The organism is Streptomyces minutiscleroticus (assembly GCF_014650875.1).
Classification (GTDB): domain Bacteria; phylum Actinomycetota; class Actinomycetes; order Streptomycetales; family Streptomycetaceae; genus Streptomyces; species Streptomyces minutiscleroticus.
Genome location: NZ_BMVU01000048.1, coordinates 1 through 13,918, shown reverse-complemented (window position 1 = coordinate 13,918; position 13,918 = coordinate 1). Strand labels below are relative to the sequence as shown.

The following is a 13,918-nucleotide window of genomic DNA, read 5'->3' as shown; positions in this document are numbered from 1 at the left end:
TGCGCGCAACTCTACGTCGTGACGCGGGCGCCGTACGGGAAACGTACGGCGCCCGCGTCGCGTTCCGCGAACAGGGCCCGCGGTCCGCCGCGTTCACGACCGCGCCCGTGCCCTTTTCCGGTCACATTCCGGCGATGAGCTTCTCCACCCGGTCGTCGACGGAACGGAACGGGTCCTTGCACAGCACCGTGCGCTGTGCCTGGTCGTTGAGCTTGAGATGGACCCAGTCGACGGTGAAATCGCGGCGCTGTTCCTGCGCGCGCCGGATGAAATCACCGCGCAGCCGCGCCCGAGTGGTCTGCGGCGGAACGGACTTGCCCTCGAAAATCCGCAAGTCGTTGCAGATCCGTGCGGCCTGGCCCTTCTTCTCCAGCAGGTAGTAGAGGCCCCGGCGGCGGTGGATGTCGTGATAGGCGAGGTCTATCTGCGCGACTCGCGGATGCGACATCGTCATGTTGTGCTTGGTGCGGTACCGCTCGATGAGCTTGTACTTCATCACCCAGTCGATCTCGGTGCCGATCCGGTCCAGGTCCTCGGACTCGATCGCGTCCAGCGTGCGGCCCCACAGCTCCAGGACCTGCTCCACGGTGCCGGTGCGGATGCCGCGGCGCTCGCAGAAGTCCACGGCCTTCTCGTAGTACTCGCGCTGCACCTCGAGGGCCGAGGCCTCCCGGCCGCTGGCCAGGCGCACCTTGCGGCGGCCCGTGATGTCGTGGCTGACCTCGCGGATCGCCCGGATCGGGTTCTCCAGGGTCAGGTCGCGCATCACCGTGCCCGCCTCGATCATGCGCAGTACCAGGTCCGTGGCGCCCACCTTGAGCAGCATGGTCGTCTCGGACATGTTCGAGTCGCCGACGATCACGTGCAGCCGGCGGTAGCGCTCGGCGTCCGCGTGCGGCTCGTCGCGGGTGTTGATGATCGGCCGGGAGCGCGTGGTCGCCGAGGAGACGCCCTCCCAGATGTGCTCGGCGCGCTGGCTCACGCAGTACACGGCGCCGCGCGGCGTCTGCAGCACCTTCCCCGCGCCGCACAGCAGCTGCCGCGTGACGAGGAACGGGATGAGGATGTCCGCGAGCCGCGAGAACTCCCCGTGCCGGGCCACCAGGTAGTTCTCGTGGCATCCGTAGGAGTTGCCCGCCGAGTCGGTGTTGTTCTTGAAGAGGTAGACGTCGCCCGCGATTCCCTCCTCGTGCAGGCGTCGTTCGGCGTCCACCAGGAGTCCTTCGAGAATGCGCTCGCCGGCCTTGTCGTGGGTGACGAGTTCCGTCACGTTGTCGCATTCGGGTGTGGCATATTCCGGATGCGATCCCACGTCGAGATAGAGGCGGGCGCCGTTTCGCAGGAAGACATTGCTGCTGCGGCCCCATGACACGACACGGCGGAAGAGGTACCGCGCCACCTCGTCAGGAGACAGGCGCCGCTGTCCCCTGAACGTGCACGTGACGCCGTACTCGTTCTCCAGCCCGAAAATGCGGCGGTCCATGACTGAACATTACGCCCGATCCCCGGAACTGAAACGGGGTTCGGCAGTACGGTTTGGATCATTTTCCGACGAGGTCGCGCGCACCGGGCCCGCTCCCGGTGCCGTCAGGACCCGCCCCGTGGCCAGCAGGACCAGCAGCGCGGCCGCCCCCGCGGCACCCGGCACGGCGAACCCCCACAGGGCCCCGCCCGCCTCCACGACGGGCCCCGCCGCCCCCGTCCCGACCGACGACCCCACGGTGAACGTCGTCACGAGCCAGGAGAACGCCTCGGTGACCGTCCCGCGCGGCGCGTGCCGGTCCACGATGACGAACGCGCACGCGATGCACGGCGCCAGGAACACCCCCGCGAGCGCGGTGAGCGCCGTCATCGCCACCGCCCCGGGCATCAGCGTCAGCGGCAGGTAGCAGACCGCCAGCAGCGCCACCAGCACCCGCAGCCGCCGCTCCGGCGCACCGCCCCACTGCCACGCCCCGTACCCGAGCCCGCCGGCCAGCGCGCCCAGGCCCAGCGCCGCCATCAGCCAGCCGTACACCGCGTCCCCGCCGTGCCCGTCGGCGTACGCCACCGCCGCCACCGTGATCGACCCCAGCGCGATCCCGACGAACAGGAACGCGCCCAGCAGCGCCAGCAGCCCCGGCGAGCGCAGCGCACCCAGCCAGTGCGCCTCCCGCGGCGCCGACCGCCACGCCCGCGAGGGCGCCGACGCGACCACCGAGAGCGCCCCCAGGACCCCCAGGACGTTCAGGACCAGCAGCGCCGCCCGCGCCGACCACAGCGACGTGCACAGGGTCGCCAGCAGCGGCCCGACCGTGAACATGACCTCCTGCGCCACGGCGTCCATCGCGTACGCCGTGTGCACCTGGTCCTCCCGGCGCAGCACCGACGGCCACAGCGCCCGCAGACCGCCCTCCAGGGGCGGCGCGAACAGCCCCGCGACCACCATCGAGACGTACGCCACCGGCAGGCTCCCCGTACCGGTGAACGCGAAGACCGCCATGCCCAGGGCAGACACCAGCGCCGCGGGCAGCTGCACCCGCGGCTGCCCGTACAGGTCCACCAGCCGGCCCAGCAGCGGCTGCCCCACCGCGTTCGCCACGCCGTACACCGCGGCCAGCGCCCCGGCCAGGCCGTAGGCGCCGCCCTCGTCGCGCACGAACAGCACGACGGCGATGGCGGCGGTCGCGTTCGGCAGCCGCCCCACCAGCGTGCCCACGAGCAGCCGCGCGGCGTGCCGCGCCTTGAGGATCTCCAGGTACCCCGCGGCCATGTCCGGCTGCTCCTCACTCGGGTCCACCGACGGAAAGAGAACGAAGTTTTACGTATAACGTCGCGCGTCATACGTACCATGTGCGCTGTCCGCACGTCCAGACGAAGGAGCAGGCCCCCGGTGGCAGCAGCGCACACCCGCCCCACCAGCCGCGACGTCGCCCGGGCCGCGGGCGTCTCCCAGGCCGCCGTCTCCCTCGTCCTCGGCGACAAATGGCGCGGACGCGTCTCCGAACGCACCGCCGAACGGGTGAAGGAAGCCGCCCGCGCCCTCGGCTACCGCCCCAACCTCGCAGCCCGCAACCTCCGCCTCGGCCGCACCCGCACCGTCCTCCTCGTCGTCCCCGCCCTCACCACCGAGTTCTTCGCCGGCGTCTACACCGGCGCCGCCCGCGTCGCCGCCCACCACGGCTTCGGCGTCGTCCTCTACCCCTCCCCCGAAGGCGTCGGCCCCGCCCGCGACCCCTTCCCCTCCTCACGCGCCGCCCTCGACGGCGTCCTCGCCTCCTCCATGGCCGCCGACGCCCTCACCGACATCCGCGGCGACCAGCTCCCCCTCGTCATGCTCGACAGCGACCCCGACGGCAGCCTCGGCGCCGCCACCGTCAACCTCGACATCGCCGACGGCATCCGGCAGATCGCCGGCCACCTCCTGGAACTCGGCCACCGCCGCTTCCTCCACCTCGCCGCCGACATCCCCTCCTGGACCTTCGACGTCCGCGCCCGCGAACTCGCCACGCGCCTCGCCCGCGTCCCCGGCACCGCACTGCGCACGGCCGCCGCCCCCATCACCATCGAGGACGCCACCACCGCCGCCGAAGCCGCCCTCACCGCCCCCGGCCCCCGCCCCACCGCCGTCGTCTGCGACGACGACAAACTCGCCGTCGGCGCCTACAAGGCCGCCCGCCGCCTCGGCCTGCGCGTCCCGGACGACCTCTCCGTCACCGGCATCGACGACCTCGGCCTCGCCATCGCCATCGACCCCGAACTCACCACCGTCCGCCTCGACGCCGAACTCTTCGGCGAACACGGCATGAAGGCCCTCCTCGCCGTCCTGGACGACCGCACCCCCACCAGCGAGGACATCCCCGTCGAACTCGTCGTGCGCGGCTCCACGGCGCCCCCACCGCCGCACACGGCGGCCTGAGCGGCCGGCACACCCGGCCGCACCCGGCACGACGCCCGCGTGCCCCGGCCTTTCCGGCCGGGGCACGCGGGCGTGGAACTCAGGGCTCAGGGCTCAGGGCTCAGAACATCGACGCGGCGCCGCGAACCGTCACTCCTTCTCGTCGGGAGCCTGCGCCTCGGCCTCCGCGGCCGTCTCCGCACCGTCCCGCTCCAGCAGGGCCGCCAGCTGCCGCCCCACGATCCGCTTGAACTTGCGCTTCTGCGGACGCGTACGGTCCAGCACCGCCACCTCGAGGCGCTCCGCGGGGATCTCCCGCTCACTGCCGTTGGTGTCCCGGGAGAGGGACTGCACGGCCAGCTTCAGGGCCTCGGCCAGCGACATGCCGTCCTGGTGGCGCTGGTCCAGGTAGCTGCTGATCTGCTCGGCGTTGCCCCCGACCGCGACCGAACCGTGCTCGTCCACGATCGACCCGTCGTGCGGCAACCGGTAGATCTGGTCCCCCGCCGGCGTCTCGCCCACCTCGGCGACCACCAGCTCCACCTCGTACGGCTTCTCGGCCGCCGAGGAGAAGATCGTGCCCAGGGTCTGCGCGTAGACGTTGGCGAGGCCACGGGCCGTCACGTCGTCGCGGTCGTAGGTGTACCCCCGCAGATCGGCGTAGCGCACACCGCCGATCCGCAGGTTCTCGTACTCGTTGTACTTCCCGGCGGCGGCGAAACCGATCCGGTCGTAGATCTCGCTGAACTTGTGCAGCGCGCGGGACGGGTTCTCACCGACGAACACGATGCCGTCGGCGTACTGCAGCACGACCAGGCTGCGGCCACGCGCGATGCCCTTGCGCGCGTACTCCGCGCGGTCGGCCATCGCCTGCTGGGGTGAGACATAGAACGGCGTCGACACCGGTTATCCGTCCCTTTCTGTCGAAGTCACTGGATCACCTCGGGATGGCGGGGAACCGCCGTCAGAGCAGCTCGGCCCGCGGGCCGTCCGGCTGCGCCAGACGCCGCTCCAGGATCGCGCGGGCGATCCCGGAGGACTCCTCCTCGGTGAGCCGACGGAAGCCGTCCTCGGTGATCACGGTGACGATCGGATAGATCCGGCGCGCGACATCGGGACCACCGGTCGCCGAGTCGTCGTCCGCCGCGTCGTACAGGGCCTGCACCACCAGGGTCGTCGCCTGGTCCTCGGTCAGGTCGTCACGGAACAGCTTCTTCATCGCACCGCGCGCGAAGACCGAGCCCGAACCCGTCGCCGCGTAGCCGTGCTCCTCGGAACGGCCGCCCGTCACGTCGTACGAGAAGATGCGGCCCTTGCCGCGGTCCACGTCGTACCCCGCGAACAGCGGCACCACAGCCAGACCCTGCATCGCCATGCCGAGATTGGAACGGATCATGGTCGACAGGCGGTTCGCCTTGCCCTCCAGGGACAGCTGCGCGCCCTCGACCTTCTCGAAGTGCTCCAGCTCCAGCTGGAACAGCTTCACCATCTCCACCGCCAGACCCGCCGTGCCGGCGATGCCCACCGCCGAGTACTCGTCCGCCGGGAAGACCTTCTCGATGTCGCGCTGCGCGATCACGTTGCCCATCGTCGCCCGCCGGTCGCCGGCCAGCACCACGCCGCCGGGGAACGTCACGGACACGATCGTCGTGCCGTGCGGGGCCTCGACCACACCCTGCACGGGCGGCAGTTGACGGTTGCCCGGCAGGAGCTCCGGCTGGTGCTCCGACAGGAAGTCCATGAAGGAGGAGGACCCGGGCGTCAGGAAGGCAGCTGGTAGACGCCCGGTGCTACGAGTGTTGGCTTCCACGCGTTTCCTTCCACGTATGCGGCAGCCCGCCTCATGACGTCGGGCCGATCCTTGAGCTGCCCCAGTGCGGCATTGCAGCTGAAGCACAGTACGCCACGGACCCTACCCGTCTCGTGGCAATGATCCACATCTGCCGCCGGAGCAGCCAGACATATGCAGCAGACGCCCGCCTGGGCGGCGAGCAACTCGTCCCGTTCGGCTCCGGTGATGCCGTACTGGCGCTTCAGGTGGTCCTGGCGCCCTCGAACCGCCCGACACGCCTTGCAGCGTGTCGACAGCCCGTCGGACGCAGAAGCGTTGCGATGCCATTCGCTGTGCGGTTTGACCTCGCCACATATCCGGCAGAGTTTATGCCCGGCCGGAACGTCCACCTTTTCGCGGACCGTTTTCCCCTCGGCCTCCCGGCGGCGCCGGTAATGCGTGGCGCTGTATTGCGCCACACACTGCCGACACCGCACCTGGAGACCATCGGGACGGTTCCTGTCCCGCGCAAATGCGGCGACGGGCAGATCCTTCTTGCAGCCCGTGCATTGCTTTGCGTTTGGCTCGTCAGCCATCCCTATCCCCCGCAGCCTTCACTTCGAAGGTGAAAGCGACCGGATAGCCTTTACTCTCCACCCTTTTGCACGAAGGAGCGCACGAAATCCTCGGCGTTCTCCTCGAGTACATCGTCAATTTCGTCAAGGACGGAGTCCACGTCGTCGCTCAACTTCTCCTGGCGCTCCTTGAGGTCCTCGGTCGCCTGCGCGTCCTGCGCCTGCTCCTCGACTTCCTCGGTGGAGCGTGTGGCCTTCTGCTGGCCGCCGCCGGTGTCCTTGGTCGCCATAACCCTCACCCCGCTCAGTTCGCCCGACATGGTCGGCATTCCTGCCGATCGGTCATGATCAGACCCTACAAGCCCGGTCTGACATTGGCCCGGTGGTTCGCTCAACGTCCGGGGACCATCTCGATGATTCCCGGACGCCGGGCTTTTCCACCTTTCGGACCGGCCCGGCCCGTGGATTGGTTCAGCCGCCCGAAAGCACCCTGACCAGGTCTTCCGCGGTGCGGCAGCGGTCCAGGAGTTCCTTGACGTGATTACGCGTTCCGCGAAGCGGTTCCAGGGTTGGGACCCGCTGCAGGGAGTCGCGGCCCGGCAGGTCGAAGATCACGGAGTCCCAGGAGGCGGCGGCGACGTCGTCGGCGTACTGCTCCAGGCAGCGGCCTCGGAAGTAGGCGCGGGTGTCCTCGGGGGGCGTGGTCTCGGCCCGTTCGACGTCGCTCTCGTCGAGGAGGCGCTTGATGCGTCCGCGGGCCGCGAGCCGGTTGTAGAGGCCCTTGTCGGGCCGCACGTCGGCGTACTGGAGGTCGACGAGGTGGAGACGGGCGGCGTCCCAGTCGAGGTCGTCGCGGCGCCGGTAGCCCTCCATGAGTTCGCGTTTGGCGACCCAGTCGAGTTCGCCGGCGAGGCTCATGGGGTCGTTCTCCAGGCGGCCGAGGACGTCCTCCCAGCGGCTGAGCACGTCCTTGGTCTGGTCGTCGGCGTCGTCGCCGTAGCGTTCGTCGACGTATTTGCGGGCCAGCTCGCAGTACTCCATCTGGAGCTGGACCGCGGTGAGTGTGCGGCCGCTGCGGAGGGTGACGAGGCGCTTGAGGGCGGGGTCGTGGGAGACCTGGTGGAGGGTGCGGACGGGCTGGTCGACGGCGAGGTCGACGGCGATGAAGCCGTCTTCGATCATGGAGAGGACCAGGGCCGTCGTCCCCAGTTTCAGATAGGTGGAGATCTCCGAGAGGTTGGCGTCCCCGATGATCACGTGGAGGCGGCGGTACTTCTCGGCGTCCGCGTGCGGCTCGTCGCGGGTGTTGATGATGGGGCGCTTGAGGGTGGTCTCCAGGCCCACCTCGACCTCGAAGTAGTCGGCGCGCTGGCTGAGCTGGAAGCCGTGTTCGTGGCCGTCCTGGCCGATGCCGACGCGGCCCGCTCCGGCGAAGACCTGGCGGGAGACGAAGAAGGGGGTGAGGTGGCGCACGATGTCCGAGAAGGGGGTCTCCCGCTTCATCAGGTAGTTCTCGTGCGTACCGTAGGAGGCGCCCTTGTTGTCGGTGTTGTTCTTGTAGAGGTGGATGGGCTGGGCGCCGGGGAGCTGGGCGGCTCGTTCGGCGGCCTCGGCCATGATGCGTTCGCCGGCCTTGTCCCAGAGGACGGCGTCCCGGGGGTTGGTGACCTCGGGGGCGCTGTATTCGGGGTGTGCGTGGTCGACGTAGAGCCGTGCTCCGTTGGTGAGGATGACGTTGGCCAGGCCGATGTCCTCGTCGGTGAGCTGGCTGGCGTCGGCGGCCTCGCGGGCGAGGTCGAAGCCTCGCGCGTCCCGCAGCGGGTTCTCCTCCTCGAAGTCCCAGCGGGCGCGGCGCGCCCGGTGCATCGCCGCCGCGTAGGCGTTGACGATCTGGGACGAGGTGAGCATGGCATTGGCGTTGGGGTGGCCGGGGACGGAGATCCCGTACTCCGTCTCGATGCCCATTACTCGCCGTACGGTCATGCGGCCCTCCTTGCCCGGCGGCGCCCTCGGTCGGGGGCGGCGCTCAAGTACCGCTGTTTCTCCGGTGCGTGTGCGGTGCCCGTCCCCGCACTGCGCGACTCGGCGGTACGGAAGAGCCTAGAACGCCTTTGCGCTGGTGGGGAGATCATTTGCGTCATTGCTCGCTCCTGCTGTACCGGAAAAGCAGTCGGCTGCGGGTGCCCGGGTGGGCACCCGCAGCCGCCCTGCCTTCTACAGGTACTGACCGGTGTTGGCCACCGTGTCGATGGAGCGTCCGGTGTCCGCGCCCTGCTTTCCGGTGACGAGGGTGCGGATGTAGACGATCCGCTCGCCCTTCTTTCCGGAGATGCGGGCCCAGTCGTCGGGGTTGGTGGTGTTGGGGAGGTCCTCGTTCTCCTTGAACTCGTCCACGCATGCCTGGAGGAGGTGGGAGACGCGGAGTCCCTTCTGGTTCTGTTCGAGGAAGGCCTTGATGGCCATCTTCTTGGCGCGGCCCACGATGTTCTCGATCATGGCGCCGGAGTTGAAGTCCTTGAAGTAGAGGACTTCCTTGTCGCCGTTGGCGTAGGTGACCTCGAGGAAGCGGTTCTCCTCGGATTCGGCGTACATGTGTTCCACGGCGGTCTGGATCATGCCCTGGACCGTGGCCGCCTTGTCGCCGCCGTGCTCGCCGAGGTCGTCGACGTGCAGCGGGAGGCGCTCGGTGAGGTACTTGCCGAAGATGTCCTTGGCCGCCTCGGCGTCCGGGCGCTCGATCTTGATCTTCACGTCGAGCCGGCCGGGGCGCAGGATGGCGGGGTCGATCATGTCCTCGCGGTTGGAGGCGCCGATCACGACCACGTTCTGCAGGCCCTCCACGCCGTCGATCTCGGCGAGCAGCTGCGGGACGATGGTGTTCTCCACGTCCGAGCTGACGCCGGAGCCGCGGGTGCGGAAGAGGGACTCCATCTCGTCGAAGAAGACGATGACGGGGGTGCCCTCGCTGGCCTTCTCACGGGCTCGCTGGAAGACGAGGCGGATCTGCCGCTCGGTCTCGCCGACGTACTTGTTCAGGAGCTCGGGGCCCTTGATGTTGAGGAAGAAGCTCTTGCCGGCGGCCTGGCCGGTGACCTCGGCGACCTTCTTGGCCAGCGAGTTGGCGACGGCCTTGGCGATGAGCGTCTTGCCGCATCCGGGGGGCCCGTAGAGCAGCACGCCCTTGGGCGGCCGCAGTTCGTGCTCCTTGAACAGGTCGGGGTAGAGGTACGGCAGTTCGACCGCGTCGCGGATCATCTCGATCTGGCCGCCCAGACCGCCGATCTGCTCGTAGCCGATGTCGGGCACCTCTTCGAGGACGAGTTCCTCGACCTCGCTCTTGGGGACGACCTCGTAGACGTAGCCGGAGCGGGGTTCGAGCAGCAGGGCGTCGCCGGGGCGGATGGTGACGTCCAGCAGCGGCTCGGCGAGCCTCACCACCCGTTCCTCGTCGGTGTGCCCGACCACCAGGGCCCGCTCGCCGTCCTCGAGGATCTCCTTGAGGGTGACGATGTCCCCGACCCGCTCGAACTCCATGGCCTCGACCACGTTGAGCGCCTCGTTGAGCATCACTTCCTGGCCGCGCCTGAGCACGTCGAGGTCGACGCTCGGGCTGACGTTCACCCGCAGCTTGCGGCCGCCGGTGAAGATGTCGGCCGTGCCGTCCTCGTTCGCCGTGAGGAAGACACCGAATCCGGCCGGCGGCTGCGCGAGCCGGTCGACCTCCTCCTTGAGGGCCACGATCTGGTCGCGGGCCTCTCGGAGTGTGTTGGCGAGCCGCTCGTTCTGCGCGGACACGCCCGCCAGGTTGGTCTGCAGCTCGACGATCCGCTCTTCGAGAATCCTCGTGTGTCGCGGAGAGTCGGCGAGCTTGCGCCGCAGGACGGCGATCTCCTGCTCGAGATAGGCAATCTGACCGGCCGGGTCCTCGGACCCTCGTCCCGGGCGGATGCCGCGGTTCATGTCGTCGTCGTGGGCTGCCACGGTCCTCACCTCCTCCAAGGGGAGCTGGACGCTTCCAGACCCTACCTGGGTGGGTGTCGATTGAAACCCCTAGATCACAAAGACGGTGGGGGCGTGTCCGATCTTCACCCTTGCGCTCTCCCTCACGCCAGGGGAATACCCACCCAACAAGATTGGAAAGCCGACGGTTGTAGGCTCGAAGCGTTCAACACCCGTCAGGGCCGTGCCGAATTGCTTTCGACTCGGTCCGGGCGGCGGAGGAAACGGCAGGAGACATGAACGTGCAGCAGGAGGCCGGTACCGGCGTCGAGGAACTGGAGGTCTGGATCGACCAGGACCTCTGTACGGGCGACGGCATCTGCGCCCAGTACGCGCCCGAGGTCTTCGAGCTGGACATCGACGGCCTGGCCTACGTCAAGAGCGCCGACGACGAGCTGCTGCAGACCCCGGGGGCCACGGCGCCCGTGCCGCTGCCGCTGCTGAACGACGTCGTGGACTCCGCGAAGGAGTGTCCGGGCGAGTGCATCCACGTACGGCGGGTTTCGGACAGGACCGAGGTCTACGGGCCCGGCGCGGAGTGACGCACGGGGCTCGGGTGAGACCTGGAGTGTCTGTTTTCTCACACTGAGCCCCGCGCGCCCGTTTTCGATCAGACCCCGCGGGCGCCGGCGGGCGTGGAGCGGACGAAGGAGCCGTCGCGCCACTGCCACCGGGCGGAGTCCCGGACGTCGGGGCAGCAACTGGGCACGTCCAGGGACGAGTAGCCGAGGAGCGTGGCGGTGACGGCGCCGTCCGCGACGGCGAAGTCGGTCACGCTCATGCGGTCCTTCGGGTCGACGAGCGTGGCCACCACGCGGGGCTTCGGCGCGTCCGCGGCCCGGGTGAGGACATAGACGCCGTCGGGCGGGGTACCGGAACCCGCGTCGCAGCGCACCACGGCGACCGTCTCCGGTCGGCCGTCCCCGTCGAGGTCGCCGGAGGCCTTCTTCTGCACGACGACGCCCACGGGCCCGCAGTCCAGGGGGAAGTCGGCGGCGTCCGCGTCCGGGGGCGCGACGTCGGCCGGGGCGGACTTCGCCGTGGGGGTCTTCGCCTGGGCCGCGGTGGCCGCGCCGGGCTGCAGGACCGAGGAGAGCGCGACGACGGCGGCCAGGGCGGTCGCCGTGGCGAGCCAGTGCACGGGGCGGGTGTGCGTGTGAGCCAGTTCCGGGACGGCGGAGTGCTGCACTAGGAGTGTCTCCTGTGAGGGCTGTGCCGGTGGGGTGGCCAGCATGGTGCCACACGTCACATCGCGGGGGAACGGCGGGGTCGCCGATCGTGCCGTGGTGCCGACGGGAGGACGCCGTGGCCCGGTTCCCGCGGGCTGTGCGGGAACCGGGCCACGGCCGTGGTGCGTTGTACCGGTGTGCTCAGCGGCCGGTGCCGCCGTCGGCGTTGGGGCCGGCGTAGTCCTCGCCGTAGGCGCCCTTGGCGGGGCGGCGGCGGCGCATGGGCGGCTCGACGCCGTCGGCGAGGCGCCGGGCGGTGAGCAGGAAGCCGGTGTGGCCGATCATCCGGTGGTCCGGGCGGACGGCCAGGCCCTCGATGTGCCAGTTGCGGATCATGGTCTCCCAGGAGGTCGGCTCGTTGAAGCAGCCGATCTCCCGGATGGACTCCACGGTCCGCGCCAGCTGGGTGGTGGTGGCGACGTAGCAGCACAGGATGCCGCCCGGGACGAGCGCCTTGGAGACGGCCTCCAGGCACTCCCAGGGGGCGAGCATGTCGAGGATGACGCGGTCGACGTCGGTGTCGCTGAGGTTGTCCTGCAGGTCGCCGACGGTGAGCTGCCAGGCGGGGTGGGGGCCGCCGAAGTAGCGCTCGACGTTCTGCCGGGCGATGTCGGCGAAGTCCTGGCGGCGCTCGTAGGAGTGCAGCATGCCCTGGTCGCCGATGGCGCGCAGCAGGAAGCTGCTGAGCGAGCCGGAGCCCACGCCCGCCTCGACGACGCGTGCGCCGGGGAAGATGTCGGCGAAGGCCAGGATCTGCCCCGCGTCCTTGGGGTAGACCACGGCTGCGCCGCGGGGCATGGACAGGACGTAGTCGGGGAGCAGGGGGCGCAGCGCGAGGTAGGCGACGTTCCCCGTGGTGCGGACAACGCTGCCCTCGGGAGCGCCGATCAGTTCGTCGTGCGGGAAGGAACCCTTGTGGGTGTGGAAGTTCTTCCCGGCCTCGAGCGTGAACGTGTAGTGGCGGCCCTTGGGGTCGGTCAGCTGAACCTGGTCCCCGACCTTGAAGGGCCCGCGCCTGCGGGCGGCACCGGTCGGTTCGGACATGTGAACAGCCTACCGGTCCCGGCGGGGGCGGCCGACCATGTGCGCGCCCCGCCGGGGGCCGTCGGCGGACCGTCCACCGGGGCGGACCGCCCGCAGGCGGGGCCCGGCGGGACCGGGCAGCAGCCCGTCAGGGCCGGCGGGCCATCGCCTTCACGAAGGCGCGTTCGACGTCGGTCGCCGACAGGACGCCGTAGATCTCGCCCGACTCCTCCACCACCAGGTACTCGGTGGCGGGCGTCTCGCGCAGGGTGTCCAGCAGCTCCTCGCCGGCGAGCTCGGCGGAGACCCGCATGCCGTCGGTGATCTCCTGGGCGAGGCCGCCGACGGTGACCCAGGGCCTGCGGTGCTGGGGGACGCCGACGATGGCGGCCTCGCGGACCACGGAGCGGGGTTCGCCGTCGGCGTCGACCACGACGAGGGCGCGGGCGCCGGCCTCGTTGGCGCGGCGCAGCGCCTCGGACAGCGGGGTGTCGGCCGAGACGGGGACGGCTCGGCGGGTGAGGGCGCGGGCACGCAGCTCGGGCAGGTGCTCGCGCAGCCGGGCCATGCGCAGGCTGTTGCCGGCGCCGGTCCAGATGATGGCGGCGAGGATGGCCGCGAGGAGCGCGTCGGTGACGGTGTCCATGCCGCCGGTGTCCTCGACGCCGCCGCCGAGCGCGCCGGACCGGGTGAGCAGCGGCAGGCCGACCAGGACGGAGAGGGCGAGGGCGCGGCCGACCCAGGCGGCGGCGACGGTGCCGCTCATGGGCTTGCCGGTGATCTTCCAGACGACGGCGCGGAGCATCCGGCCGCCGTCCAGGGGCAGGCCGGGCAGCAGGTTGAAGGCGGCGACGATCAGGTTGGAGACCATCAGCCCGGCCAGCAGGACGCCCGGGACGGTGCCCGGCTCCACGGTCTGCAGGGCGACGTAGAAGACGCCTGAGAGGACCAGGGAGAGCAGGGGGCCGACGAACGCGAGGACGAACTCGCGTCCCGGCGTCTCGGTCTCCTTCTCGATCTCCGAGACGCCGCCGAAGAACTGCAGCTGGATGCGGCGCACCGGCAGCTTGAAGCGCAGGGCGGCGACGGTGTGGGCCAGCTCGTGGACGAGGACGGAGGCGTAGAAGGCGACCGCGAAGAAGAGCGAGACGAGATAGCGGGCGCCGCCCAGCTCGGGCAGGACGCGGTCGAGCTGGCCGCCGAACACCCAGGTGATCAGCGCGGCCACCAGGAACCAGCTGGGCGCCACGTAGACGGGTACGCCGAAGGGCCGCCCCATGAGCAGGCCGCCGCCGGGCTCCTTGTGCCGGGCGGGGCCCCGGCGGGGGCCGCCGGGCGGCGAGGCGGCGTGGGCGCGGTCGGGGTGCGCGTCGCCGTCGGCGGGGGCGGCGCCGGGCCCGCCGGCGTGGCGGGGGCCGTGCGGGCGGCCGCCCGCACGGTGGGG

At 70.4% G+C, this 13,918-nt stretch carries 13 protein-coding genes; 2 read left to right on the top strand and 11 right to left on the bottom strand.

The features are described from left to right. Positions 1–121: 121 nt before the first annotated feature. Complete coding sequence (gene pafA / locus IE271_RS31860; protein WP_190193964.1) at positions 122–1,483, bottom strand: Pup--protein ligase; 1,362 nt, start codon at positions 1,481–1,483, stop codon at positions 122–124. A gap of 9 nt (positions 1,484–1,492) precedes the next feature. Beyond that, positions 1,493–2,752, bottom strand: a complete 1,260-nt coding sequence (locus tag IE271_RS31855; RefSeq protein WP_190193963.1) for an MFS transporter — start codon at positions 2,750–2,752, stop codon at positions 1,493–1,495. A gap of 120 nt (positions 2,753–2,872) precedes the next feature. Here IE271_RS31855 and IE271_RS31850 point away from each other — a divergent pair, with 120 nt between their 5' ends. Continuing rightward, positions 2,873–3,898, top strand: a complete 1,026-nt coding sequence (locus IE271_RS31850; protein ID WP_190193962.1) for a LacI family DNA-binding transcriptional regulator — start codon at positions 2,873–2,875, stop codon at positions 3,896–3,898. A gap of 129 nt (positions 3,899–4,027) precedes the next feature. Here IE271_RS31850 and prcA read toward each other — a convergent pair whose 3' ends face one another. From prcA to arc, 6 genes are all read right to left on the bottom strand, one after another. Next, on the bottom strand, positions 4,028–4,780 hold the full coding sequence (gene prcA / locus IE271_RS31845) for a proteasome subunit alpha (RefSeq protein ID WP_190193961.1): 753 nt from the start codon (positions 4,778–4,780) through the stop codon (positions 4,028–4,030). A gap of 61 nt (positions 4,781–4,841) precedes the next feature. Next, positions 4,842–5,687 carry a proteasome subunit beta gene (gene prcB, locus IE271_RS31840; RefSeq protein WP_190193960.1) on the bottom strand — a complete coding sequence of 282 codons (846 nt, stop codon included), beginning with the start codon at positions 5,685–5,687 and terminating at the stop codon, positions 4,842–4,844. After that, complete coding sequence (locus IE271_RS31835; RefSeq protein ID WP_190193959.1) at positions 5,639–6,244, bottom strand: endonuclease VII domain-containing protein; 606 nt, start codon at positions 6,242–6,244, stop codon at positions 5,639–5,641. The genes prcB and IE271_RS31835 overlap by 49 nt, the downstream gene beginning before the upstream one ends. A 50-nt stretch (positions 6,245–6,294) precedes the next feature. After that, a complete protein-coding gene (locus IE271_RS31830) occupies positions 6,295–6,513 on the bottom strand; it encodes a ubiquitin-like protein Pup (RefSeq protein ID WP_190193994.1) in 219 nt (72 codons plus the stop codon). A 181-nt stretch (positions 6,514–6,694) separates the two neighbouring features. Beyond that, positions 6,695–8,206: a depupylase/deamidase Dop gene (gene dop, locus IE271_RS31825; RefSeq protein WP_351280063.1), complete on the bottom strand. Its 1,512-nt coding sequence runs from the start codon at positions 8,204–8,206 to the stop codon at positions 6,695–6,697. A gap of 231 nt (positions 8,207–8,437) precedes the next feature. Then, on the bottom strand, positions 8,438–10,204 hold the full coding sequence (gene arc, locus IE271_RS31820; protein WP_190193958.1) for a proteasome ATPase: 1,767 nt from the start codon (positions 10,202–10,204) through the stop codon (positions 8,438–8,440). 254 nt (positions 10,205–10,458) lie between these two features. On the opposite strand from arc, the gene IE271_RS31815 reads away from it, so the two are divergent. Further along, positions 10,459–10,764, top strand: coding sequence for a ferredoxin (locus IE271_RS31815; RefSeq protein WP_190193957.1), 306 nt, complete (start codon positions 10,459–10,461; stop codon positions 10,762–10,764). A 68-nt stretch (positions 10,765–10,832) separates the two neighbouring features. On the opposite strand, the gene IE271_RS31810 is transcribed toward IE271_RS31815, so the two are convergent. From IE271_RS31810 to IE271_RS31800, 3 genes are all read right to left on the bottom strand, one after another. Next, positions 10,833–11,411: a hypothetical protein gene (locus IE271_RS31810; protein WP_190193956.1), complete on the bottom strand. Its 579-nt coding sequence runs from the start codon at positions 11,409–11,411 to the stop codon at positions 10,833–10,835. A gap of 181 nt (positions 11,412–11,592) precedes the next feature. Then, positions 11,593–12,495, bottom strand: a complete 903-nt coding sequence (locus IE271_RS31805) for a tRNA (adenine-N1)-methyltransferase (protein ID WP_190193955.1) — start codon at positions 12,493–12,495, stop codon at positions 11,593–11,595. 127 nt (positions 12,496–12,622) lie between these two features. Further along, positions 12,623–13,918 (bottom strand): site-2 protease family protein (locus IE271_RS31800; protein ID WP_229919680.1); only part of this gene is annotated, 1,296 nt, incomplete at its 5' end.